Raw genomic sequence first — 24,858 nt, forward strand, 5'->3', positions numbered from 1 at the left:
CCCAAGTCCCAGTACAACCCCGTCATCACCCCCAGCGCCTCGCGCAGCAGCTCCGGCGGCAGGTGCTCGTTGGGTGCGTGTTGCGAGCAGCCGGGGTACGAGTGCGGCACCCAGATCGTCCGCAGGCCCAGCACGTCGGTGAAGATGTCGTTGGGCAGCGAGCCGCCCAGGTTGGGCAGCACGGCCGTCTTCTTTCCGGTGGTTTTCGCGATGGACGCGGCAGCCCATTCCACCCATGGATCTTCCGGGTCGATGCGCGTGGCTCGGAACATCTCATCTTTCGCCGCCGTGATCTTGACCATCGGGAAGCCCTGGCGGTCGAGGTGGCGCCGCAGCGCCGGCAGGAAGTCGTCGGGGTTCGGCCCGACCACGAAGCGCAACTGGCAACGCGCCCAGGCCGTGGGCGGGATCGCGTTGACCGGTGTCTGCGGGTTGCCGGTCTTGTATGCGAGCACCTCGAAAGAGCACCAACCGAAGACGCGTTCGGCCGGCGACAAACCGGGCTCGCCCCACCACGGCTCGATCTCCGGACCGTCGGCACCGCCATCGACCTCGCAGTCTGCGAGCGCGCGGCGCACCGAGGCGGGCAGTTCTTTCGGCACCCACTCGTGGATGCGGATCTGCCCGGTGGGCGAGACGATGCTGGCGATGGCGTGCGCCAGCTGGATGCCGGGGTTGGAAATGAGGCCGCCCCAGTTGCCCGAATGATGGCCGCCCTTGCGCGCATCGATCGCGAGGTCGAAGCTCAGCGCGCCGCGCGAACCCAGGAAGATGGTGGGCCGCTCGGCACGCAGGCGCGGGCCGTCCGAGGCGATGAGCAGGTCGGCGTCGAACAGCGCCTTGTTCTCCTCGCACAGCTCGCGCAAGCCGGGTGAACCGGTCTCTTCTCCCATCTCGATCAGGTACTTGGCGTTGAAGCCCAGGCGGCCGCGCGCCTTCAGCACGTTGGCCATCGCTTGCATGTTGACGGTGTGCTGGCCCTTGTTGTCGGCGATGCCGCGGCCGTACCATCGGCCCGCGGACTCGGTCAAAGCCCAGGGCGACAGGCCTTCTTTCCACTCGGGCTCGAGGCCGCGGATGACGTCGCCATGGCCGTAGCCGAACACCGTCGGCAGGTCTTGGCCTTCGATTCGTTCGGCCAGCAGGAAAGGGGCCTTGGCTTTGGGGTGGGTCAGCGTGCGGCAAGCGAAGCCCATGGCCTCGAATGCCGGCTGGATCTCGTCATGCAAGTACGCCGCGAGCACCGGGCCACGGTCCGGGTTCTGGCTTTCGGTCGGCATCGCGATGCGGCGCGCGAGTGCGGCCCGGAACTCGCCCGAGTCGAATTGTTGCAGCGCGCTTTCGATGGCAAGGTTGCGGTCCATGGTCAATCCGGAAGTGTTTCGAGGTCGCCGGCGACGATGAGGTGTAGGCGGTCGGGGAAGAAATGCTTGCGCATGGCGGCGTTGGCCTGCTCGGTGGTGACGGCGGCGATGCGCGCGGGAAATTCGTCGAGGTAGCGTGGGCCGAACCCGAACTTCTCGGCACTGGCCAAGGCGGCCGCGATGCCCGCGTTCGAGCCCAGGCCGATGCGGAAGTTGCCCGCGAAGAAACTCTTCTGGGCCTGGACTTCAGCGTCGGTGGCGCCTTCGCGCGCGTACTTCTGCAGTTCTTCGCGCGTTGAGCGGATTGCGCGTGCGAGGTTGGGCGGTGCCACGTTGACGTTCACCAGCCAGACCCCGTCGAGCTCTTCGCTTTGCAGGAAGCGCGAGTAGATGGAATACGTGAGGCCCTCGGTATCGCGCACGCGGCGCCCGATGCGGGACGACAGCGCGCTTTGGCCCAGCGCGGCGTTGGCGACCAGCGCAGCTTCATAGTCCGCGTCGGCGCGACGCAGGCCGCTGGCACTGCCCATCACGATGTTCATGTTGGCCTTGCCGCGCAACGTCACCGCCTCGCGCACGCCGGCCACGGGTTGCGTGCGGGGCAGGGCGGCGAACGATGCACGCTGGCCCGCCGGGGCATCGCCGAACAGCTTCTCCACCAGTGCGATGGTCGCCGCCGGGTCGATGTCGCCCGCGATGGCCAGGATCATGCCGTTGGCGCCGTAGCGCGCGCGATGAAATGCGCGCAGTTCGTCTTCGGTGATCGCGGCAATACTGCGCAACTTCGCGGTGCGTGCGGCGGGATGGTACGGGTGGCCGGCGGCGAAGGCCAGTTGTCCCAGGCGCTGCTGCGCCCGCGTCGAGGTGTCGTCGTCGGCGCGGAGATAGTCGTTCTCCAGGTCCTTGCGCGCCTTCGCAAGTTCGGCCGCAGCGAAGGCCGGGCGGCGCAGCTCGTCGGCGATGATGTCCAGGATGAGCGGCAGGTCGCGCGCCATGCCGTTGGCCTCGACGCCCAGCTCGGTGAGCTGCGTGAAGTAAGTCCGCGTGGCACCCAGGTCATCCAGCAAAGCGCCGATCTGTTCCTTGGTTCGAGTCGCGGTGCCGCGCGCGAGCATCTTGCCCGTCAGGTCGGCCAACGCCGGTTGGGAAGCCGGCGCGGTCATGGTTCCCGCGGTCACGACGCCGCGCACGGCGACGGTCGGCACGGCCGGGTTGCGGACCACGTCGACGATGAACCCGTTCGGGAGCACCCTGCGCACGGTGCGTTGCGCGAAGGGTTGGCTCGGGGCAGGCGCCGCGGTTGCGCGGCTGGCGGGTTGCGCTGCCGCGGTGGGAGTCGGCGGCGCGGCGACGGGCGCAGGAGGCAGCGGCTGCGGGGCTTTCGCGCTGGGCACGAACCACCCGACGGTCGTGCGCTCCGGCACCAGATACGCCGCGGCGACGCGTTGCACGTCGGCCGCGGTGACGGCCTTGACCCGCTCCACATAGGCCAGGAACCATTTCCAGTCGGTCGAAGCCACCGCCTCACCCATGGCGCGCGCCATTTGATAAGGCCCGTCGCGGGAGCGTACGACAGCCACTTCGATCTGCTGCTGTGCGCGCCGCACTTCAGCCGGAGACACGCCTTTTTGCGCGAGATCGGCGATGGCACCCTTGATCGCGGCTTCGACCGCGTGGTGCGGCTGGCCCGGCGCGCAAGTGGCCGTCACGAGAAGCGGGTACGGGTCGCGCAATGCCCAGTTGTCGCTGTCGACGCTGGTGGCCAGCCCCTTGTCGACCAGCGCCTGGTACAGCCGTGAGTTCACGCCGTCGGTGAGGATCGAGTTGAGAACTTCCAGCGCGATGAAGTCCGGATGCGAAGCCGCGACGCGCATGTACGCAAGCTGCACCAGGCCTACCGTGCCGGGCCGCTGGACCAGCGTGCGGCGCTCGCCTTCCTGCGGCGGCTCCACCGTGATCACTTTCGGGATCGGGTGCGGCGCGCGCGGAAAGCCGCCGAACTCGCGATCAAACATCGCCAGCGCCGCCTCGGTGTCGAAGTCGCCCGCCAGGATGGCATCGGCGTTGTCCGGGTGGAAGTAGGTCTTGTAGTGCTCGCGCAGCTTCTCCGTCGTGACGCCTTCGATGTCGGAGCGGTAGCCGATGGTGCTCCAGTGGTAGGGATGCGCCTGGATCGCGGTGGCCGCAGTCGCCTTGTACAACGCGCGGCGCGGGTTGTTCTCGCCGATCTCGAACTCGTTGCGCACGACGGACATCTCGGACTGGCGTTCCTCGTCGAGGATCAGTGCGCGGCCCAGCCGGTCGGCCTCGATCCGCATCGCCACGTCCAGCTTGTCGGAGGGCAGGGTCGAATAGCCGTTCATCCGGTCGTACCAGGTGGTCATGTTCGATGAAGCGGCATCCGCTCCGCCTTCGAAGAGCACGTCCTGGATGGTCTTGTGGCCGCGCGCGCGGCCGAAGTTGGCCGTGGACTTGTTGAAGATCATGTGCTCCAGCAGATGGGCCGAGCCGGTGTTGCCGGGCGCCTCGTTGCGCGATCCGACGTGGTAGACGACCATGAAGGTGAACACCGGCGCCGCGCGGTCGGGCGCGAGCAGGATCGTCATGCCGTTGGACTTGAGCCGGTACTGCGCGATGCCGCGAAAGGTCTCTACATGTTCGACATTGGCGGGCAGCGCCGCCGCGGGCAGGGAGACGAGCAGCGCAATCGCGCAGAGAAGCCATCGCATGGAGCCATCCTTTGACGAGAGCCGCCAGTCTATCGCCGCTGCGGGTGCTGACTGTCATGCCGGCGCTCACGTTGGTTAGCGGTAACATCCGCCAAAGTGAGTATCACATCCGCCAACAAGACACCTGCCCGTGCCGCCCGCAAAGGCTCGGGGGGCATCACGCTCAACGACGTCGCCAAGCTGGCCGGCGTTTCCGCGATCACCGTCTCGCGTGCGCTCAACACGCCGGCGCAGGTGTCGCCCGAAACGCTCGAGCGCGTTCGCGATGCCGTTTCGCGCACGGGTTACGTGCCCAACCTCCTGGCCGGCGGGCTGGCGTCCAACCGCAGCCGGCTGGTCGCGGCGCTGATCCCGACGATTGCCGGCTCGGTATTCCTGGAAACGGTGCAGGCGTTGACCGATACCTTGGCCGGCGCGGGGTACCAGCTCATGCTGGGCCAGAGCGGCTACGGCGGTGCGCGCGAGGACGCGCTGATCGACGCGATCGTCGGGCGCCGGCCGGACGGCATCGTGCTGACCGGCATCATGCATTCGGCCGAGGGCCGACGCAGGCTGCTGGCTTCGGGCATTCCCGTCGTCGAGACGTGGGACCTGACGCCCACGCCGATCGACATGCTGGTGGGCTTTTCCCACGAGAAAGTGGGCGCGCAGGCAGCGGTCTGGCTGCACGGCAAGGGCTTGCGGCGGGTGGGCATCGTGAGCGCCGACGACCATCGCGCGCGGCTACGCCGGTCGGGGTTCGAAACCCGATGGCGTGAACTCGGCGCGGGCCGGGTGCCGGCTTGCCTGGTGACCGCGCCCAGCACGCTCGGCAATGGCAGGGCGGCGCTGCTCGACCTGCTCGCCCAGGAGCCCAAGCTGGACGGCGTGTTCTGCAGCTCCGACGTACTGGCCCATGGCGTCATCACCGAAGCGCGGGCGCAGGGAATCGATGTGCCGGGCGAAGTGGCGGTGATGGGCTTCGGCAATCTCGGCTTTGCCGCCGATGTGCACCCGGCCTTGACGACGGTGCACATCGACGGCGCGGCCATCGGCACGCAGGCGGCGCGCTTCATCGTCGACCGCACGGAAGGCCGCGACCCGGGGCCCAAGGTCCGCGACATCGGCTTTTCCATCGTCGAGCGCGTGAGCGCCTGAGGGCGTTTGCGTTGACCGTTATTGCGCTTTCATCTACAGTCCGTCTGTTAGCGCTAACATGAATTGTCGATGACCGCCTCAAACCGAAAAAAGCCCGAAGAACTCAGAAGCCACCGCTGGTATGGCGTGAAGGACCTGCGCGCTTTCGGCCACCGCTCGCGCACCGCGCAGATGGGCTACCACCGCAGCGACTACGCCAGCAAGCCGGTCATCGCCATCATCAACACCTGGAGCGACATCAACCCCTGCCACTCGCATTTCAAGCAGCGGGTGGAGGAGGTCAAGCGCGGCATCTGGCAGGCCGGCGGCTTCCCGGTGGAGATGCCGGCAATCAGCCTCTCCGAACCGTTCCAGAAGCCGACGACCATGCTTTATCGCAACCTGCTGGCGATGGAGTGCGAGGAACTGCTGCGCTCCTACCCGGCCGACGGCTGCGTGCTGATGGGTGGCTGCGACAAGACCACGCCGGCCCTGGTGATGGGCGCGATCTCGATGGACCTGCCCACCATCTTCATGCCGGCCGGCCCCATGCTGCGCGGCGACTATCGCGGCGAGTACCTGGGCTCGGGTTCGGACACCTGGAAGTACTGGGCCGAGCTGCGCGCGGGCAACATCACCGAAGATGATTGGCAGGATGTGGAGAACGGCATCGCCCGCTCGCCCGGCCACTGCATGACCATGGGCACCGCCAGCACGATGACCAGCGCGGTGGAGGTGCTGGGCCTCACGCTGAACGGCGCCTCGTCGATTCCCGCCTCGGATTCCCGCCACGCGCAGATGGCCACGCTGACGGGCAAGCGCATCGTCGACATGGTGTGGGAAGACCTGAAGCCTTCCGACATCCTCACCGCCGCTTCTTTCGACAACGCCGTCACCGCCGTGCTGGGTCTGGGCGGCTCCACCAACTCCATCGTGCACCTGATCGCCATGGCGCGCCGCGCCGGCGTGGCGCTGGACCTGAAGCGCTTCGACGCGCTGGCGCGCAAGACACCGGTGATCGCGAACCTGCGGCCCAGCGGCAAGTATTTGATGGAGGATTTCTACTACGCGGGTGGCCTGCGCGCCTTCCTCATCCAACTCGGTGACCTGATCGACTTCAACCAGAAGACGATCACCGGCCAGACCCTGGGCGCGAACGTGGAGGGTGCCAAGGTTTTCAACGACGACGTGATCCGCCCGCGAGCCAATCCGCTGGTGGCAAGTGACGGCTTGGCCGTGCTCACCGGCAACCTGGCGCCCGGCGGCGCCGTGATCAAGCCCGCCGCCATGGAGCCACGCCTGCGCAAGCACAAGGGCCCGGCCGTGGTGTTCAAGGATTACAACGACATGTCGGCGCGCATCGACTCGCCCGACCTGGCCGTCACGAAAGACAGTGTCATCGTTCTGCAGAGCGCGGGCCCCCAGGGCGCACCGGGCATGCCCGAGTGGGGCCAGCTGCCCATCCCGCAGAAGCTGCTGAAGGAGGGCGTGCGCGACATGCTTCGCATCAGCGACGCGCGCATGAGCGGCACCAGCTACGGCGCCTGCGTGCTGCACGTCACGCCGGAGTCGCACGTCGGTGGCCCGTTCGCGCTGGTGCGCGACGGCGACATCATCCAGCTCGACGTGGAAGCGCGCAGCATCGACATTCTGGTGAGCGAGGAAGAGCTCGCGCGCCGCAAGGCCGCATGGCAGCAACCCGCGCCCAAATTCACGCGCGGCTACGGCGTGCTTTATCTGAAGCACATCAAGCAGGCGGACACGGGCTGTGACTTCGACTTCCTCGAGACCGAACAAGTCCAGGCCCCGGCGGGCGGCGAGCCCGAGATCCACTGACCCCTTCTTGTAGAGAGACTCTCCATGACCATTCAACGACGCCACGTCCTGCAGGCGCTGGGCAGCCTCGGCCTCGCGGCCACCTTTCCGCTCACTCGCATGGCATCGGCGCAGGACGCGGCCTGGCCCGCCAAGCCCGTCACCTACGTTGTGCCCTTCACGCCTGGCGGCTCTACCGACGTGATCGGCCGCACGTTGTGCGAGAAGCTCCAGGCGGCGCTGGGCCAGCCGTTCCTCGTCGACAACAAGCCCGGCGCGGCTGGCGCTGTCGGCGCCGCCTATGTGGCGAAGGCCAAGGCCGATGGCTACACCTTGTTCGGCGGCACGATCAGCACGCACGCGATCAACGCCAGCCTGTACAAAAACCTGCCGTACGACCCGGTGAAGGATTTCGAGCCCATCGCGCTGGTCGCGATGCTGCCGAACGTGCTGATCGTCAGCCCGACGCTCGGCGTCAACAGCGTGCAAGAGCTGATCGCACTGCTGAAGAAGGACCCGGGCAAGCGCAGCTTCGCCTCCTCCGGTGCCGGCACCTCGACCCATCTGGCGGGCGAGATGTTCGCCGACCTGATTGGCGTGCCGCTCACGCACATCCCCTACAAGGGAACGCCGCCCGCGATGATCGACGTGTCGTCCGGCCAGGTGCCCTTCATGTTCGACCAGATGACGGCCGCCGTGTCGCTGGTGCAGGCCGGCAAGCTGAAGGTCATCGCTGTGACCACAGGCAAACGCATGGCCCTCGCGCCGCAGTTGCCCACCATGATGGAAGCGGGCGTGCCCGGGTTCGAGATGGCTTCGTGGCAAGCGGTGTATGCGCCCAAGGGCACACCCAAGCCGATCGTGCAGAAGCTCAACGCGGAGATCCGCAAGATCCTCGCGATGCCGGACGTCAAGGACAAGCTGGGTAACCAGCTGGGCATGGAGATCGTCGGCAGCACGCCGGAGGAACTGGCCGCGCACATGGCGAAGGAGATTCCGCGCTGGGCGGAGCTGGTGAAGAAATCGGGTGCGACTCCCGGGTAACGCCAACCAAAAACCCACTTTCCATTTCATATGCCAGACCTCTCCCAGGAAACCACCAACCTCCTGCGCCACGTCAGTGTCGCAACGCTCTGCACCCAGCTCTTCAAGCGGGGCTTTCGCAACGTCTTCATCCAGGGCATCGCGCGCCTCACCGATCCGTCGGGCGGCAACCTCGTGGGCCCGGCGTTCACGATGCGCAACATCCCGTCGCGTGAAGACCTCGACCAGATCAGCGCCTTCGACAACCCGGACCATCCGCAGCGCAAGGGCATCGAAAGCGTGCCGCCCGGCCACGTGCTGGTATTGGACTGCCGAGGCGAAACGCGTGTCGCTTCGGGCGGCCAGATCCTCACCACGCGGCTGAAGGTGCGCGGCGCCGCCGGCCTGGTGTCCGACGGCCCGGTGCGCGACAGCGGCGCCATCAGCGAGATGGATTTTCCCGTGTATTGCGCCGGCGGCAGCGCGCCGCTCAACCTGATCCACCACCATGCCATCGACCTGAATGTGCCGATCGGCTGCGGCGGGGTGGCTGTTTACCCGGGCGATGTGATCGTGGGCGACGACGAAGGCGTCGCGGTCATTCCCCGGCACCTGGCCGACGAAGTGGCGCGCGATGCGGTCGAGCAGGAGAAGATGGAAGCGTTCATTCTTGAACGGGTGGAGGGCGGCGCCAAGCTGGCCGGAACCTATCCGCCCAATGCCGAAACGCGCGCGGCTTTCGAAGCCTGGCGCAAGCAAAAAGGAATCTGACCATGAAGCACGACAACCTGATCAACGGCGAATGGGTCGCCGGCAACAGCTACTCGCCCAATATCAATCCGTCCAACCTGGCCGAGGTGGTCGGCGAGTACACGCAAGGCGATGCCTCTCACGTCGATGCGGCGGTGACGGCTGCGCGGGCTGCGTTTCCCGCTTGGGCGACGAGCGGCATCCAGGCCCGTGCCGATGCGCTCGACAAGATCGGCAACGAGATCCTGGCGCGCAAAGAAGAGCTGGGCACGCTGCTCGCGCGCGAAGAGGGCAAGACCAAGCCTGAGGGCGTCGGTGAAGCCGCGCGTGCCGGCAATATCTTCAAGTTCTTCGCGGGCGAATGCCTGCGCCTCGCGGGCGAAATCGTGCCGTCGGTGCGCCCGGGTATCGGGGTCGAAGTCACCCGCGAGCCCGTGGGCGTGGTGGGCCTGATCACGCCCTGGAATTTCCCCATCGCGATCCCCGCATGGAAGGTCGCACCGGCGCTGGCGCATGGCAACTGCGTCGTGCTCAAGCCTGCGGATCTCGTGCCGGGCTGCGCCTGGGCGCTGGCCGACATCATCAGCCGCAGCGGCATCCCCAAGGGCGTGTTCAACCTGGTCATGGGGCGCGGCAGCGTGATCGGCGATGCGCTCGTGAACCATGCGGGCATCGATGCGGTGAGCTTCACCGGTTCGCAGGCCGTGGGCTCGCGCATTGCGCAGGCTTGCGCGACGGGTTTGAAGAAATTCCAGCTGGAGATGGGTGGAAAAAACCCGCAGGTGGTGCTGGACGATGCCGATCTGAAGACCGCCGTCGAGCTGTGCGTGCAGAGCGCTTATTTCTCCACCGGCCAAAGGTGCACCGCATCGAGCCGGCTGATCGTGACCCAGGGCATCTACCCGAAGTTCATCGAAGCCATCAAGGAACGGATGGCGGGCCTCAAGGTGGGCGACGCGCTGGGGCAGGGCATCGACATCGGACCCGTGTCGAGCGCGAGCCAGCTCGAACAGGACATGAGCTATGTGGAAATTGGCAAAGGCGAGGGCGCCGTGCTGGCGGCAGGCGGTGAACGCCTGAAGCTGTCGACCGATGGCTATTTCATGCGGCCCGCGCTGTTCAGCGAGAGCGCGGCCGCGATGCGCATCAATCGCGAAGAGATCTTCGGCCCGGTGGCCAGCGTGATCCGCGTCAAGGATTACGACGAGGCGCTGGCGACGGCCAACGACACGCCGTTCGGCCTCTCCGCCGGTATTGCCACCACCAGCCTGAAGCACGCCACTCATTTCAAGCGGCACAGCCAGGCGGGCATGGTGATGGTGAACCTGCCGACGGCGGGCGTGGACTACCACGTGCCGTTTGGCGGCCGCAAGGGATCGAGCTATGGGCCCCGTGAACAGGGTCGCCACGCGCAGGAGTTCTTCACCACGGTGAAGACAGCCTATACGCTGGCTTGACGCCGGGCAGGACTCGTGTCCTGCCAACTCTCCGCTTGCGGCCTGCTCTCCTACTTGGAAGTCGCCGAGGCCGCGGCGCTTGGCTTCTTGGCCGGCTTGGTCGATTTCGTGGGGCTCGCGGAGAGGTCCGTCGTCGCCGGTGATGCTCCCAAGGTGCTTGCGTCCGGAGCCGACGGTGTGGCCGGCGTGGCGGGGATCGCGGGGATTGCCGGCGTGGCCGGTGTGCCCGCCGTGCCCGGAATGGCTGGTGTTGCGGGTGTGGCAGGCGTTGCCGGCGTTGCGGGGGTGGCCTGGGCGAATGCGCCTGCGGCATACACGGCGAGCAGGGCGGTGAGCAGTTTGTTCGTCTTGGTCATCTGTGGATTTCTTTGCAGAGTTGAAGGAGGCGCCATGCTGCCCTCGGATCGGGGAGGGGTCGTAACAACCAGCGGCTGAGCTTGCGATGTCAATTGCTGTCGCTCGACGCAGCGATGCAGGTGGGAAGAGCTCACAGCAAGCCGCAGCGATTGGCTCCGCCGAAAGAGCCGAATCTCGTTTCGCTCGCTTGCAGCGCGTTACTCGATGGCCGCTTTCAGCGGCGCTTCGCGCGCCGCGCGCGAAGGAGCGTGTTCATTAAGTGTAAAAAAGAAACTCGCGCCTTCACCGGGCACGGACTCGGCCCAGACCCGTCCGCCGTGGCGCGAGACGATCTTTCGCACCATCGCCAGCCCGATGCCGGTGCCCTCGAACTCGTTGGTCGTGTGCAGCCGCTGGAACGGGCCGAACAGCTTGTACGCGTACTCGGGATCGAAACCCGCGCCGTTGTCTTTGACGTGATAGAGGTAAGAGCCGTTGGGCCAGGACTGGCCTCCGAACGCGATCTCGGCACGCCCGCGGCGTGAGGTGAATTTCCACGCATTGCCCAGCAGGTTTTCCATCACATCGGTCAAGAGCCTGATGTCGCCCTGGGCGCGGGGCGTGTCCTCGATGACCACCGCGACTTCACGTTCAGGATGCTGGTCGCGCAGCCGCTCGATGATGTTGTGCGCCACCGCGGAGAGATCCACGTTCTGGTGAAGCAGCTGCGTGTTGGACAGGTCGGCCAGAGCCAGCAGCGCGTCGGTCAGGTCGGCCATCAGCCTGACTCCGGCACGCACCCTTTTCAGGTAGTGGCGGGACTTCTCGTCAAGATGCTCCACCAGCCGCAACTCCAGCTGCGCGCTGAATCCGTCGATCGACGAGAGCGGTGCGCGCAGGTCATGCGCCAGGGAATAGGCGAAGTCGCGCAAGTCCTCGTTGCTTTCCTCCAGCTCCTCGGTCCGCTTGCGGATGCGCTGCTCGAGCACGTTGTTGAGCAGCACGATCTCCTTCTCCGCGCGCCGGCGTTCCGTGACGTCGGTGTCCACGCTCAGCACGCCGGCCGGGATGCCGCCCGCTTCGCGCGTCAGGCAGCAGCGGCGCTCGACCACGATCATCCGTCCGCCGGCGTCGACGCAGTCCAGCTCGCCGGTCCATTCGCCCTTGTCCATCAAGTCGTCCGTGGCAGACGGGCCCAACGTCGCGCCGTGCCCCATCAATGCCTCGAAGGTCTGGCCCATCGCCTGGTCCCTGGCGTAGCCGAACATGCGTTGCGCGCCACGGCTCCAGTAGCGGATCGTGCCGTCCATCGCCTGCACCACGATTGCGTCGCGCGACTGGTCTAGCAGTTCGAGCTGTTCGTTCAGCCGGCGACTCAGCCCGCGGGCCCGCTCCTCGCTGTCGCGATGCGCTGCCTCGGCCACCTTCGCCCGCGTGATGTCCTGGACCTGCAGGAAGAAGTGCATCGGCTGCCCGGCAGCGTCGCGCACCAGATCGCAAGACAGCAGCGTCCACACGACATGGCCGTCGCGGTGCAGCAGGCGGTGCTCGCGCTGGTAGGTGTCGGCGGTGCCGGCCAGAAGCCGCGCGCGATGCAGCACTTCGTCCTGCCAGTCGCCCGGATGGCTGAGCGCGTGCGGCGGCGACTGGGCCAACTCCTCGGACGAGTACCCCAGCATTTCGCGGAATGAGCGGTTGGCGAGCCGCAATTGCGAGTCCGGCTCCAGCACAGCCATGCCGATAGCCGCGGATTCGAACACCGGTCCGCAAGGCTCTTCGCTGCTGGTCTCTGCTGCTGCCATCTCCCTGCCTGTTCGTGAGGATTGACGAGTCATTCTCGCGCGGCGTGTGCTTTGCAGGGGCTGCTTTTCCAGGATGCAGCTGGGCATTAAGCAAAATCCCTAAGGCAACTCAGCCGTACCGCTTGATACTGCAACGTCCTGAGACAAAGTGACCTGCATGCTCCCCCATAGTCTGCGGCTCGCGCCCGAAGAAGCACCTTTGTTTCTGGTTTCGACATCATCGCTTCCCGCCGCGCCGCACATCGGCGCCGACGAGTTCACCAGCGCGTTCGAGAATGCCGCGATCGGCATGGCCGTTGTCGGGCTGGACTCCCGGCGCTTGCGGGTCAACCGGGCCTTTTGCCGGATGCTCGGGTACGCGGAAGACGCGATGCTCACGCATACCGTCGAACACATCACCCACCCGGAAGACCTCGGCGTGGACCTCGCACAGCGGCAGCTCTTGCTGGACGGCCACAAGCACACCTACGAGCGGGAAAAGCGCTATCTCCGTCGCGACGGTACCGTGGTGTGGGGCCACCTGACGTGCACGCTGGTGCGTGACAGCGAGGGCCGGCCGCGTCACTTCATCTCGCAGGTGCAGGACATCAGCGAGCGCAAGGCCGCGGAAGAGGCTTGCGCCCTGGCCGAGGAGCGCTTGCGGGAAACGCAGGCGTCGCTGCACATAGCGGCACAGATCGGCCGGCTGGGCGCTTGGAGCTACAAGGCCGGCGCCGCTCACGTGACGTGGTCCGAAGAGGTTTGCGCCATCCACGAGGTCAGGCAGGGCTTCGCGCCCACGTTCCAAGAGGCTCTGGCCTTCTTTGCGCCGCAGTACCGGGACAGGATAGAGCGGATTCTGCAAGCCTGCCTGCGTTCGGGCACGCCGTTCGATGTCGAGGCGCAGATCATCACCGCCAAGGGCAAGCAGATCTGGGCACGGGTGCTGGGTGAGGCCGAATGGGACGCGCAGGGCCGCGTCCGGCAGATCCAGGGTGCTTGCCAGGACATCTCGGACAGCCTGCGCGCGGCCGAAGAAACCCGCATCATGGCGGAGCAGCTCACCACCACGCTGGAAAGCCTGACGGACGCGTTCTACACCGTCGACCGCAACTGGCGCTTCACGTACGTCAACGCGCAAGGCGAACGCCTTGCGCGCCGGGGCCGGGCCGAGCTGCTGGGCAGGCGGCTGCTCGACGTCTATCCGGAGCTTGCCGAAACCTCGATGGTGCAGCAGTTCAGCCGGGCCATGGAAGCGAATGTCACGGTCGAGTTCGAAGAGTACTTCGCACCGTTCGACATCTGGATCCAGGTGAAGGTCTTTCCGTCCCTGCAGGGCCTCGCCATCGACGTGAAGGACGTGACCGAGCGCGTGCTCGCGGGCCGCGAGATCATGCGGCTGAACGCCGAGCTGGAAGAGCGCGTGATGCAGCGTACGGCGCAACTCGCAGCCGCCAACAAGGAGCTCGAGGCCTTCTCGTATTCCATCGCCCACGACCTGCGCGGGCCCCTGAGCTCGATCGACGGGTTCAGCCGAATACTCGACGAGAGCGCGGGCGACGGGCTGGGCGACCGCTGCCGGCATTACCTCAGCCGTATCCGTGCCGGTGTGCGCCAGATGGGTGAGCTGACGGACGGGTTGCTGGCGCTGGCCAATCTTTCGCGCACGAGCTTGCGCAGGGACGAGGTGGACCTGTCGCGGCTGGCGCGCCAGGCCGTGGCCGCCTGCCGGGAACGCGCTCCCGAGCGCCACGCCGAAATCGCCGTCGAGCCGAACCTGTTTACGTGCGGGGACCCGCGGCTGCTGTCCCAGGTCATCTTCAACCTGATGGGCAACGCCTGGAAGTTCACGGCGCGCCGCGAGCACGCGCGCATCGAGATCGGCAGCTTGCCCGGCGAGGACGAGCAGACCGTATTCTTCGTGCGCGACAACGGCGCCGGCTTCGACATGGCTTATGCTTCAAAAATGTTCGAGGCGTTCCAGCGGATGCACACCGCATCGGAATTCGAAGGCACGGGCATCGGGCTCGCGATCGTGCACAAGATCGTGAGCCGCCACGGCGGCCGCATCTGGGCCGACGCGCAGGTGGACCGCGGCGCGAATTTCTACTTCACGCTCGGCCCGGGCGGCGACGCGCGCGCCGTCTGAAGCCTCATCCCCGCACAGTCACTGGTATCTTTTTTGCGTGCACGCAACAGCGGGCACGAGGATGGCGCATGATGTCCACACACGCTTTCCCTAGGAAACTTTGCCCTCTTGTTTTTATCTACCGTTCACCTACAGTGAAGACAGATTTTCACCTACAGGCTTTCAGATTTAGCATACTCACACGTGCGGTAAAGTGGAATCGGGAAGAGTCGCTGCTGCACTGAACACGTTGTCGTGTTGGAAGGAGATCCCATGGATGTCGTTCGAAATTTCCTGGCGCGCTACGAGCAGACACGCGAAGAGGAAATGTCGCTGGAGGAATACCTCGACCTGTGCAAACGCGAACCGATGGCCTATGCCACCGCCGCCGAGCGCATGCTGGCCGCCATCGGCGAGCCCGAGGTGATCGATACGCGGCATGACCAGCGCCTGTCGCGCATCTTCGGCAACAAGATGGTGCGCATTTATCCCGCATTCAAGGATTTTTACGGGCTCGAGGAGCCGATCGAGCAGGTCGTCTCCTGCTTCCGGCACGCCGCGCAGGGCCTGGAAGAAAAGAAGCAGATCCTTTACCTGCTGGGCCCGGTGGGCGGCGGCAAGTCGTCCATCGCCGAGCGGCTCAAGCTGCTGATGGAACAGGTTCCTTTTTACGCCATCAAGGGCTCTCCCGTCAACGAGTCGCCGCTGGGGCTGTTCAACAACGCGGAAGACGCGCCACTGTTGCAGCAGCAGTACGGCATTGCGCCGCGCTACCTGCAGCGCATCATGTCCCCGTGGGCCGTCAAGCGCCTGGAAGAATTCGGCGGTGATATCCGCAAATTCCGCGTGGTGAAGCGCTTCCCGTCCATCTTGAAGCAGTGCGCCATCGCCAAGACGGAGCCGGGCGACGAGAACAACCAGGACATCTCGTCGCTGGTCGGCAAGATCGACATCCGCAAGCTCGAAACCTATGCGCAGGACGACCCGGACGCCTACAGCTATTCGGGCGGCCTGTGCCTGGCCAACCAGGGCCTGCTGGAGTTCGTGGAAATGTTCAAGGCGCCGATCAAGGTGCTGCACCCGCTGCTCACGGCCACCCAGGAAGGCAACTTCAAGGGCACCGAAGGCTTCGGCGCCATCCCGTTCGACGGCATCGTCATGGCCCACAGCAACGAGAGCGAGTGGAAGGCCTTCCGCAACAACAAGAACAACGAGGCCTTCCTCGACCGGATCTACATCGTCAAGGTACCTTACTGCCTGCGTGTGACCGAAGAGGTCAAGATCTACGAGAAGCTGATTCGCAACTCGTCGCTCAAGGACGCGGTGTGCGCACCCGGCACGTTGAAGATGATGTCGCAGTTCGCCGTGCTCACGCGCCTGAAGGAGCCGGAAAATTCCAGCATCTACTCCAAGATGCAGATCTACGACGGCGAGAACCTGAAAGACACCGACCCGAAGGCCAAGAGCTTCCAGGAATACCGCGACTACGCGGGCGTCGACGAAGGCATGACGGGCGTTTCCACCCGCTTTGCGTTCAAGATCATCTCCAAGGTGTTCAATTTCGATTCGACCGAGATCGCCGCCAACCCCGTGCACCTGATGTACGTGCTGGAGCAGCAAATCGAGCGGGAGCAGTTCGCGCCCGAGATCGAACAGAAATACCTCGCCTACATCAAGGAACACCTGTCGGCACGCTACGCGGAGTTCATCGGCAAGGAAATCCAGACGGCCTACCTCGAGTCGTACTCGGAGTACGGCCAGAACATCTTCGACCGCTACGTGACGTACGCCGACTTCTGGATCCAGGACCAGGAGTTCCGCGACACGGACACCGGCGAGATATTCGACCGGTCCGCCTTGAACGCCGAGCTCGAGAAGATCGAGAAGCCGGCCGGATTGTCGAACCCGAAGGATTTCCGCAACGAGATCGTGAACTTTGTCCTTCGGGCGCGGGCCAGCAACGCGGGTAAAAATCCGGTGTGGACGAGTTACGAGAAGCTGCGCACGGTGATCGAGAAGAAGATGTTCTCGAATACCGAAGACCTCTTGCCCGTCATCTCCTTCAACGCCAAGGCCAGCGCCGACGAGCAGAAGAAGCACGAGGACTTCGTCAACCGGATGGTCGAGAAGGGATACACCCACCGGCAGGTCCGGCTGCTCTGCGAGTGGTATCTCCGCGTGCGAAAAAGTTCATAAGTGGCCCACCCCGAAGCGCCTTCGGCGCCTCCCCTCAAGGGGCGCCACCAGCGGCCCGGCAGAGCCGGCTCCGCGGTGGCCCCGTAAGGACCCGCAGTGGCTGAGAGATCCATGCTCCATCAGGTCATCGACCGCCGCCTGTCGGGCAAGAACAAGTCGATCGGCAACCGCGAGCGCTTTCTGCGCCGCTACCGCGACCAGATCCGCGATGCGGTGCGCAAGGCTGTGGGCGACCGCAGCATTCGCGACATCGAAGGCGGGACGGACATCACGCTGCCCAAACGCGATGTTTCCGAGCCGGTGTTCAACCACGGCCCCGGCGGCACGCGCGAAATGGTGCACCCGGGTAACCGCGAATACCTGCGTGGCGACCGGATCGCGCGCCCCGAAGGCGGCGGCGGCGGCGGCGGCGGGCCGGGTGCGTCGCAGGACGGCACCGGCGAGGACGACTTCGTCTTCCGCATCACGCGCGAAGAGTTCATGAACTACTTCTTCGACGACCTGGCGCTGCCGCGGCTGATCCGCACGCAGTTGCTCGCCGATGCACCGGAATGGAAGGTGCGGCGCGCCGGTTTCGTCTCCGAAGGCAACCCCACCAGCCTGCACGTGGTGCGTTCGATGCGCGTCGCGCTCGGCCGCCGCATCGCGATGGGCGGCGACGCGCGGCTGGAGCTGCGCAAGGCCGAGGAACACCTGGCGCTGCTCGAGAATCGCCCGGATACGCCGGCCGCCGAGCTCGCCGCGCTCAAAGCCGAGATCGAAGCGTTGCGCGCGCGCCTCAAGCGTGTGCCTTTTTTGGATCCTTTCGATCTCCGTTACCGCAACCGCGTGCGCGAGCCGCTGCCCACCAGCAAGGCGGCGATGTTCTGCCTGATGGACGTGTCCGGCTCGATGGACGAAGCCCGCAAGGATCTTGCCAAGCGCTTCTTCATCCTGCTGTACCTGTTCCTCACGCGCCATTACCAGCAGACCGACGTGATCTTCATCCGCCACCATACCCAGGCGGCGGAAGTAACGGAAGACGAGTTCTTCCACGCCACCGAAAGCGGCGGCACCGTGGTGTCGAGCGCGCTGACGCTCATGCACGAGATCATTCGCGAGCGTTACATGGGCAGCGAGTGGAACATCTACGGCGCCCAGGCATCGGACGGCGACAACTGGCAGCAGGATTCGTCCAAGTGCCGCGAACTGCTCGACGGAAAACTGCTTCCGTTGTGCCGCTACTTCGCCTATGTGCAGGTCGCGGACGAAGACCAGAACCTCTGGGAAGAGTACACGCGCGTGCGCGACGCCAATGTGCACTTCGCGATGCAGAAGATCGTGACGCCGGCGCAGATCTTCCCGGTGTTTCGCGACCTGTTCAAGAAATCCCCGGCCGGGACAGTGTGAGGGCCAAACCATGAGCGCCATCCTCGAAACCCCCTCGGACAGCAAGCGGCTGCCCAGCCCTTCGGACTGGACTTTCGAGCTGATCGAAACCTACTTCGACGCCATCAAGAAGACGGCCCAACGCTACGGCCTGGACACCTACCCGGTGCAGCTGGAGCTGATCTCGGCCGAGCAGATGCTCGACGCATACGCGTCGGTCGGCATGCCGGTGAACTACCGGCACTGGTCGTTCGGAAAGCAGTTCATCTCCAGCGAGAAGAACTACCGCCGCGGCCACATGGGCCTGGCCTACGAGATCGTCATCAATTCCGACCCGTGCATCGCCTACCTGATGGAAGAGAACACCATGCCGATGCAGGCGCTGGTGATGGCGCATGCCTGCTTCGGCCACAACTCGTTCTTCAAGGGCAACTACCTGTTCCGCATGTGGACGGATGCGAGCTCCATCGTCGACTACCTGGTCTACGCCAAGTCCTACATCACCGAATGCGAGGAGCGGCACGGCATCGATTCGGTCGAGGAAGTGTTGGACGCTTGCCACGCCTTGATGCACTACGGCGTCGACCGCTACCGCCGGCCGCAGAAGATCTCGATGGTCGAGGAAGAAATCCGCCGCAAGGACCGCGAGTCCTACCTGCAGCAGCAGGTGAACGACCTGTGGCGCACCCTGCCCAAGACCCAGGGCAAGCAGTCCAAGAAGGAACACCGGCGCTTCCCCGAGGAGCCGCAGGAGAACATCCTGTACTTCATCGAGAAGAACGCGCCGCTGCTGGAGCCGTGGCAGCGTGAGATCGTGCGCATCGTCCGGAAGATCGCACAGTACTTCTACCCGCAGCGCCAGACGCAGGTCATGAATGAAGGCTGGGCCACGTTCTGGCACTACACGCTGCTCAACGACATGTACGACCAGGGCCTGCTGTCCGACGGCTTCCTGATCGAGATCCTGAGCTCGCACACCAACGTGGTGTTCCAGCCTCCCGTCACCCACCCGGGCTACAGCGGCATCAACCCCTACGCGCTGGGCTTCAACATGTTCGTCGACCTGCGGCGCATGTGCGAGAACCCGACGGAAGAAGACAAGCAGTGGTTCCCGGACATCGCCGGCTCCGACTGGCGCAAGACGCTCGACTACGCCATGAGGCACTTCAAGGACGAGAGCTTCATCGGGCAGTACCTGTCGCCGCGGATGATGCGCGAGTTCCGGCTTTTCTCCGTGGTGGACGACTCCACGCAGAAAGAGCTGGAGGTTGCGGCCATCCATGACGACGCCGGCTACCGCCGTGTGCGCGAAGCACTGTCGCGGCAGTACGACCTGAGCTCGCGCGAGCCCAACATCCAGGTGTGGAACGTCAACGCGCGCGGCGACCGCTCATTGACCTTGCGCCACACCCGCCACAACGACCGCCCGCTCGACAACGGAGCGGAAGAAGTGGTGAAGCACGTTGCGCGCCTATGGGGCTTCCGCGTGCGGCTGGAAAGCGTCGACAGCCATGACCGCGTCCTCCAGCACTGGGAAGTGACGCCAGCGCCGCAGCATCACTGAGCAGTACCCCCGTGGTGGGGCTCAGGCGGTGCGGATCACGCTGATGTGTTCCGTCCCGCTTTCCGGAAGCCACACCTCGCCGGGGCGTCCGAGAATTTGCCGCACGTTGGCGCTTTCGCGCGGAAAGCCATAGCGTTCGAACTTCTCGGTACGGGGATCGAAAGAGAACACGGCGTTGCCGCCGAAGTCGCTGACCCAGACGACGTCGCGTTCGTCCACGTAGACCGCATACGCTTTCGGGTCCGTGCCCGGCAACTTCCACTGCCGCCAGGTCTTGGCCTGCGGGTCGTGTACCGACAACTGGCCGCTGTTCCATTCGCTGACCCAGATGCGGCCGCGGCTGTCGCTCCACACGCGGCGCGCGCCCTGGTTGCGCGTTGGCGGCTCGACGATCATCGATTCGCCCGTGGCCCGGTCGATGCGTGCGATGAACGAGCCGGCCAGCGAACACCACCACGCGTCGCCCGCCGGTGTCGTGCAGATGCCGTACGGGCCGCGGCCGCGTGGCGACTCCTTCACGGTGACCTCGCCGGTCTTCACGGCGACCTTGCCCAGCCAGCCGCCTTGGCCGGTGAACCACAAATCGCCGCTGCCGTCGAAGGCGCAGGTGTTGAGGTTGGCGTAGGCCGAGCCTTGCGGCAGCCGCATGACCTGCACCTTACGGTCCGGCCAGCTCACGCGGACGATGGCGTTCTGTCCGCTGTCGGTGATCCATGCGGCCTTGTCCGGGCCCTGGATCACGCCGTGCGGCGACGACCCACTGCCCAGCGCGATCAGCTCCGTGCGGCCGCTCTTCGGGTCGAACCAGCCCAGGTGGCCGCTGGCCTGCGCCGTGAACCACACGCCGCCATCGGGCGCCGGCGCCAGGTCGTGGATGCCGGTGCGGCGCTGCGTGCCCAGCGGCCAGGACTGCATCTTGCCGGCCTGGGCTTGAACGAACGGGCTTGCGCCCGCGAGAGCGAGGGCGCTCGTGGCCGCGAGGACCGAGCGCCGGGAGATCGTGTGCCCATCGGCCCCCATAGTCGCCTCCTGGGAAGTGAGGCGCTAATTCTCCCCCCAAACCTCGCGCGCTGTCTCGACCACCAGGCGCAGCTTGTTGCGCTGCGCTTCCACATGGATGTTGTTGCCGTGGACGGTGCTGGAGAAGCCGCACTGTGGTGACAGTGCCAGCTGCTCCAGCGGGGCGTACTTCGCGGCTTCGTCGATGCGGCGCTTCAGGTCGTCCTTGCTTTCCATCTGGTCGAATTTCGTGGTCACGAGTCCGAGCACGACCGTCTTGCCCTTGGGCAGGTAGCGCAAGGGGCGGAAGTCGCCGGAACGGTCGTCGTCGTATTCCAGGAAATACGCGTCCAGGTCCATCTCTTTCAGCAATGCCTCGGCCACCGGTTCGTAGTTGCCGGCTGCGGCATGGGTGCTCTTGAAGTTGCCCCGGCACAGGTGCATCGCGAGCAGCATGCCCGGCGGTTTTTGCGCAACCACCTTGTTGATGAACGCGGCGTAGCGGTGCGGAAGTTCGTTGGGGTCGTCCCCGCGCTGGCGAGCGGCTTCGCGCATCTTCTCGTCGCACAGGTAGGCCATGTTGGTGTCGTCCATCTGCACGTAGGTGCAGCCCGCTGCGGCGAGAGAGCGCAGTTCGTCGCCATACGCCTGGGCGACGTCGTCATAGAACGCCGGATCGAGCTCGGGGTAGGCCACTTTGCTGATGCCGGCGCGGCCGCCACGGAAGTGCAGCATCGTGGGCGAGGGAATGGTCACCTTGGGCGTGTGTCCCGCGCTGACCTGGCTCTTCAGGTATTGGAAGTCGGCGAGCTGGATGTCCTTCACATGCCGGACTTTGTCGATGACGCGCATCACCGGCGGTGCCAGCTCCTCGGTGCCGTCGGGCTTGCGGATGGTGACGGGAATGTCCGTCTTCACGCCGCCGATCTGCTCCAGGAAGTCGATGTGGAAGTAGGTGCGGCGGAACTCGCCGTCGGTGATGCTTTTCAGGCCGATGTCTTCCTGGAACTTCACGATCTCGGCGATCGCCTTGTCTTCGACCTCGCGAAGCTGTTCGGGCGTGATCTCGCCCTTGGCCTTTTGCTCGCGGGCCTCGAGCAGGTACTTGGGGCGCAGGAAGCTGCCGACATGGTCGTATCGGGCGGGGAGGTGGGTCATGCGTGTTTCCTCGGAATGAATGGTTCGCCTGGACGGATATTAGGACGAGTCAGAGGTCCAGCACCAGCGTCTTGCTGCGCGCGCGGGAGCAGCAGGGCGTGAACTGGTCGTTGCGGGCTTTCTCCTCATCCGTGAAATACAGGTCCCGGTGGTCGGGCTCGCCTTCCAGCACGCGGGTGATGCAGGTGCCGCAGACGCCTTGCTCGCAGGAAGTGAGGATATCGACGCCTTGCGCCTGGAGCGCATGCACGACGCTCTGGTCCGCGGCGATGGTGTAAGTCTTGCCGGTACTCGCGATCTTCACCTCGAACGCCGTGTCGCCAGAAGTGTCCTGTGGGGCGGCGCCGAAGTACTCGAGGTGGATCTGCCCGGCGGGCCAGCCGTTCCCCTTCGCCGTATCCACGACGTGTCCGATGAACCCGGTGGGGCCGCAGACATACAGCGCGGTGCCAGGATCGGGTTGGGAGAGCAGCTTCTGCAGATTCAGTTTCTGCGACGGTGGGCCGCTGTCATGGTGAAAGTGGACGCGGCCCGCGAAGGGCGACGCGGCGATCTCGTCCATGAAGGCGGTGCGCTCGGGCGAGCGCGTGCAGTAATGCAGTTCGAAATCGGCGCCGATCGAGGCCAGCCGCTGGGCCATGCACAGCAGCGGCGTCACCCCGATGCCGCCCGCGAAGAGCAGGCTGCGCTGGGCGTGGTGCAGCGGGAAATGGTTGCGCGGCTCGCTGATGTGGATCACGTCGCCCTCGCGCACGGCATCGTGCATGGCGACCGAACCGCCGCGCGACGCGGGGTCGCGCAGCACGGCGATGCGGTAGCGGTGCTGCTCTCCCGAGTCGTTGCACAGCGAATACTGGCGCGTCAGCCCACCGGGCACCTGCACGTCGATGTGCGAACCGGCGCTGAAAGGAGGCAGAGGCGCGCCGTCGGCACGTGCGAGTTCGAAGCCGGCGATGCCCTGCGCTTCGACGGTTTTTCGCACTACCTTGACTGCAAGGTTCTCCATGGCTCAGGCCCCCGTATGCTGCGGCTGTTCCGCGGCGACGAGCCGGTCGATGATGCGCCGTGACTGCACGCCGCCGGCGTCGATGTTGAGCATCAGCAACTTGCGGTCCGGGTACTTCGAGAGGTTCCTCTGCTGTGCTTCCAGCACCGCGGTGTCCTCGGCGAACACCTTGCCCTGGCCTTCGCGGATCTGCGCCGTGAGCGCCTTGTCCTTCGGGTTGAAGTTGCGGGCCATGCCCCAGAAATACCACATCGAGGTTTCGGTTTCGGGCGTGATGAAGTCCACGACGATGCTCGATACCTTGTCCTTGGGGTCTGCGTTGTAGCCGCCCTTGCCAGCGTGCGCCACGCCCACCTCGATCAGAACATGGCTGGGTGGCATGAAGTGGCAGACCTGCCAGCGGTCCACCGGCACGTCGTCGGCCAGGTTGTTGCCGCGCAGGTTGGCGCGCCAGAAGGGTGGGGGCATCACGTTGTCCATGAAGCGGCTGGTGATCACGTGGTCACCTTCGGTCTTTGTCGTGACGGGCGCCTCGTCGATCTCCTTTTGCCCGATGCTGGTGGTGTGCACGTAGGTCTCGTGCGTCAGGTCCATCAAGTTGTCGACCATGAGGCGGTAGTCGCAGTTGATGTGGTACAGCCCGCCGCCGTAGGCCCACTCCGGGTTGTCGGCCCATTCGAGGTGGTGGACCTTCGCCGGGTCGGCCAGCTGCTCGTCGCCGGGCCAGACCCAGATGAAGCCGTAGCGCTCGACCACCGGGTAGGCGCGAATCTTCGGGAAGCCGCCTACGCGCTGGCCGGGCATGGAGACGGTCTTGCCGTCGCAGCCCATGGCCAGCCCGTGGTAGCCGCACACCAGCTTGCCTTCGCACACGCGCCCGAGTGAAAGCTGGGCGCCGCGGTGCGGGCAGAAGTCCTCCAGCGCGGCGACCTTGCCGCCGTCGGCGCGGTAGAAGACGATCTTCTCGCCGCAGATGGTGCGGCCCAGGGGTTTGTCGTCGATTTCGTTGGGGGTGCAGGCGACGTACCAGGCGTTTTTGGGGAACATGGCTTGAAGTGGCGGGGTTGAGGGAAGCCCGATTATCAGGAAGCTCGCTCGGAATGTATACATTGACGGCGATACATTTCAGCTATATCGTCTCGGCATACCCAGATTTTCGGAATAAGTAATGTTAAAGAATTAGCTAAAGTTGCATGATTGTATACATATGAAAAACACGGCAATGCCCGAATCCACGGATGCCGGCGGCTCGCAGGCCGTCAAGGCCCAGCTGCGGCTGCGCGAGATGATCCTCGCCGGCGAGCTGCCCAGCGGCGAGCGCATCGCGGAGCTGGCCATCGTCGAAAAGCTCGGCGTCTCCCGCACCCCCATTCGCGCGGCCCTGGTGCGGCTCGAACAGGAGGGGCTGCTCGATGCGCTGCCGGGTGGCGGTTTCGCGGTGCGGACGTTTTCGGAGGGCGACGTGACCGATGCGATCGAGCTGCGCGGGACGATCGAGGGGCTGGCCGCCCGCCTGGCCGCCGAGCGCGGCGCGCCGGCTGTCCTGCTTGCGGAGGCGCGCGCCTGCCTGGCGCAGATCGACCAGGTCCTGGCTCGCCCGTCCCTCGACGACGATGCCTTCCTGCGGTATGTCGGCCTGAACCAGCAATTCCACAACCTGCTGGCCGAGATGTGCGGCAGCGCCGTGACACGGCGCGAGATCGGCCGCGTGGTGAACTTGCCGTTCGCGTCTCCTTCCGCTTTCGTGGTGCTGCAGGCCGATTCGCCCCAGGCACGCGACATGCTGATCGTCGCGCAGGACCACCACCGCCAGGTGCTCGATGCGATCGAGCGGCGCGAGGGCGCGCGCGCCGAATCGATCATGCGCGAACATGCCCGCATCGCCCGGCGCAACCTGCGCGACGCGATGCAGGAGCACAACCTGGACCGGATGCCGGCGGTGCGGTTGATCCGCCGGCGCGTATAGGCACGTTTCGGCTCGAGGCCGAACGCTTGGATTGAAATATCCGCAGTTTGGATATAGCAATTACGGATAACTGATAGAGGGGCGTCCCCCATTCCCCCAGCC

At 65.4% G+C, this 24,858-nt stretch carries 18 protein-coding genes; 10 read left to right on the forward strand and 8 right to left on the reverse strand.

The features are described 5' to 3' along the window. Both EEB15_RS31470 and EEB15_RS31475 read right to left on the reverse strand, forming a co-directional pair. A partial coding sequence (locus tag EEB15_RS31470) for a M20 family metallopeptidase (protein ID WP_141513943.1) occupies positions 1 to 1,364 on the reverse strand: 1,364 nt, incomplete at its 3' end. 2 nt (positions 1,365 to 1,366) lie between these two features. Continuing rightward, the gene (locus EEB15_RS31475) at positions 1,367 to 4,093 is read right to left on the reverse strand and encodes a pitrilysin family protein (RefSeq protein WP_141513944.1); all 2,727 of its coding nucleotides are present in this window, start codon (positions 4,091 to 4,093) and stop codon (positions 1,367 to 1,369) included. A gap of 102 nt (positions 4,094 to 4,195) precedes the next feature. Here EEB15_RS31475 and EEB15_RS31480 point away from each other — a divergent pair, with 102 nt between their 5' ends. From EEB15_RS31480 to EEB15_RS31500, 5 genes are all read left to right on the forward strand, one after another. Continuing rightward, positions 4,196 to 5,230 (forward strand): LacI family DNA-binding transcriptional regulator, encoded by a 1,035-nt coding sequence (locus EEB15_RS31480; RefSeq protein WP_141513958.1) that lies wholly within the window; start codon positions 4,196 to 4,198, stop codon positions 5,228 to 5,230. Positions 5,231 to 5,299: 69 nt separating this feature from the next. Next, on the forward strand, positions 5,300 to 7,045 hold the full coding sequence (gene araD, locus EEB15_RS31485; RefSeq protein WP_141513945.1) for an L-arabinonate dehydratase: 1,746 nt from the start codon (positions 5,300 to 5,302) through the stop codon (positions 7,043 to 7,045). A gap of 24 nt (positions 7,046 to 7,069) precedes the next feature. Then, on the forward strand, positions 7,070 to 8,068 hold the full coding sequence (locus EEB15_RS31490; protein WP_141513946.1) for a tripartite tricarboxylate transporter substrate binding protein: 999 nt from the start codon (positions 7,070 to 7,072) through the stop codon (positions 8,066 to 8,068). A 30-nt stretch (positions 8,069 to 8,098) separates the two neighbouring features. Further along, complete coding sequence (locus EEB15_RS31495; RefSeq protein ID WP_141513947.1) at positions 8,099 to 8,818, forward strand: ribonuclease activity regulator RraA; 720 nt, start codon at positions 8,099 to 8,101, stop codon at positions 8,816 to 8,818. Between the two features lie 2 nt (positions 8,819 to 8,820). Continuing rightward, positions 8,821 to 10,254 (forward strand): aldehyde dehydrogenase family protein, encoded by a 1,434-nt coding sequence (locus EEB15_RS31500; protein WP_141513948.1) that lies wholly within the window; start codon positions 8,821 to 8,823, stop codon positions 10,252 to 10,254. A gap of 50 nt (positions 10,255 to 10,304) precedes the next feature. On the opposite strand, the gene EEB15_RS34360 is transcribed toward EEB15_RS31500, so the two are convergent. Beyond that, complete coding sequence (locus EEB15_RS34360; RefSeq protein WP_233259705.1) at positions 10,305 to 10,610, reverse strand: hypothetical protein; 306 nt, start codon at positions 10,608 to 10,610, stop codon at positions 10,305 to 10,307. 198 nt (positions 10,611 to 10,808) lie between these two features. Further along, entirely contained in the window at positions 10,809 to 12,392 is a 1,584-nt protein-coding gene (locus EEB15_RS31510; RefSeq protein WP_158290296.1) for a PAS domain S-box protein, read from the reverse strand. 157 nt (positions 12,393 to 12,549) lie between these two features. Here EEB15_RS31510 and EEB15_RS31515 point away from each other — a divergent pair, with 157 nt between their 5' ends. The 4 genes from EEB15_RS31515 (at position 12,550) to EEB15_RS31530 (ending at position 19,627) form a co-directional block, all read left to right on the forward strand. Next, the gene (locus EEB15_RS31515; RefSeq protein ID WP_141513950.1) at positions 12,550 to 14,520 is read left to right on the forward strand and encodes a PAS domain S-box protein; all 1,971 of its coding nucleotides are present in this window, start codon (positions 12,550 to 12,552) and stop codon (positions 14,518 to 14,520) included. A 252-nt stretch (positions 14,521 to 14,772) separates the two neighbouring features. After that, the gene (locus tag EEB15_RS31520; protein ID WP_141513951.1) at positions 14,773 to 16,695 is read left to right on the forward strand and encodes a PrkA family serine protein kinase; all 1,923 of its coding nucleotides are present in this window, start codon (positions 14,773 to 14,775) and stop codon (positions 16,693 to 16,695) included. 111 nt (positions 16,696 to 16,806) lie between these two features. After that, entirely contained in the window at positions 16,807 to 18,084 is a 1,278-nt protein-coding gene (locus EEB15_RS31525; protein ID WP_141513959.1) for a YeaH/YhbH family protein, read from the forward strand. 10 nt (positions 18,085 to 18,094) lie between these two features. After that, positions 18,095 to 19,627 carry a SpoVR family protein gene (locus EEB15_RS31530; protein ID WP_141513952.1) on the forward strand — a complete coding sequence of 511 codons (1,533 nt, stop codon included), beginning with the start codon at positions 18,095 to 18,097 and terminating at the stop codon, positions 19,625 to 19,627. A 21-nt stretch (positions 19,628 to 19,648) separates the two neighbouring features. On the opposite strand, the gene EEB15_RS31535 is transcribed toward EEB15_RS31530, so the two are convergent. Genes EEB15_RS31535 through EEB15_RS31550 form a run of 4 tightly spaced genes read right to left on the reverse strand, consistent with a single transcriptional unit; the run spans position 19,649 to position 23,837 of the window. Beyond that, a complete protein-coding gene (locus EEB15_RS31535; protein ID WP_141513953.1) occupies positions 19,649 to 20,647 on the reverse strand; it encodes a lyase in 999 nt (332 codons plus the stop codon). A 24-nt stretch (positions 20,648 to 20,671) separates the two neighbouring features. Next, complete coding sequence (locus EEB15_RS31540; protein ID WP_141513954.1) at positions 20,672 to 21,784, reverse strand: 5-methyltetrahydropteroyltriglutamate--homocysteine S-methyltransferase; 1,113 nt, start codon at positions 21,782 to 21,784, stop codon at positions 20,672 to 20,674. Between the two features lie 49 nt (positions 21,785 to 21,833). Further along, positions 21,834 to 22,790: a PDR/VanB family oxidoreductase gene (locus tag EEB15_RS31545; protein WP_141513955.1), complete on the reverse strand. Its 957-nt coding sequence runs from the start codon at positions 22,788 to 22,790 to the stop codon at positions 21,834 to 21,836. A gap of 3 nt (positions 22,791 to 22,793) precedes the next feature. After that, positions 22,794 to 23,837 (reverse strand): aromatic ring-hydroxylating dioxygenase subunit alpha, encoded by a 1,044-nt coding sequence (locus tag EEB15_RS31550; RefSeq protein WP_141513956.1) that lies wholly within the window; start codon positions 23,835 to 23,837, stop codon positions 22,794 to 22,796. Positions 23,838 to 23,997: 160 nt separating this feature from the next. Here EEB15_RS31550 and EEB15_RS31555 point away from each other — a divergent pair, with 160 nt between their 5' ends. Continuing rightward, positions 23,998 to 24,756: a GntR family transcriptional regulator gene (locus tag EEB15_RS31555; RefSeq protein ID WP_141513957.1), complete on the forward strand. Its 759-nt coding sequence runs from the start codon at positions 23,998 to 24,000 to the stop codon at positions 24,754 to 24,756. Positions 24,757 to 24,858: the final 102 nt, after the last annotated feature.

The organism is Ramlibacter sp. WS9 (assembly GCF_003797765.1).
Classification (GTDB): Bacteria; Pseudomonadota; Gammaproteobacteria; order Burkholderiales; family Burkholderiaceae_C; genus Ramlibacter.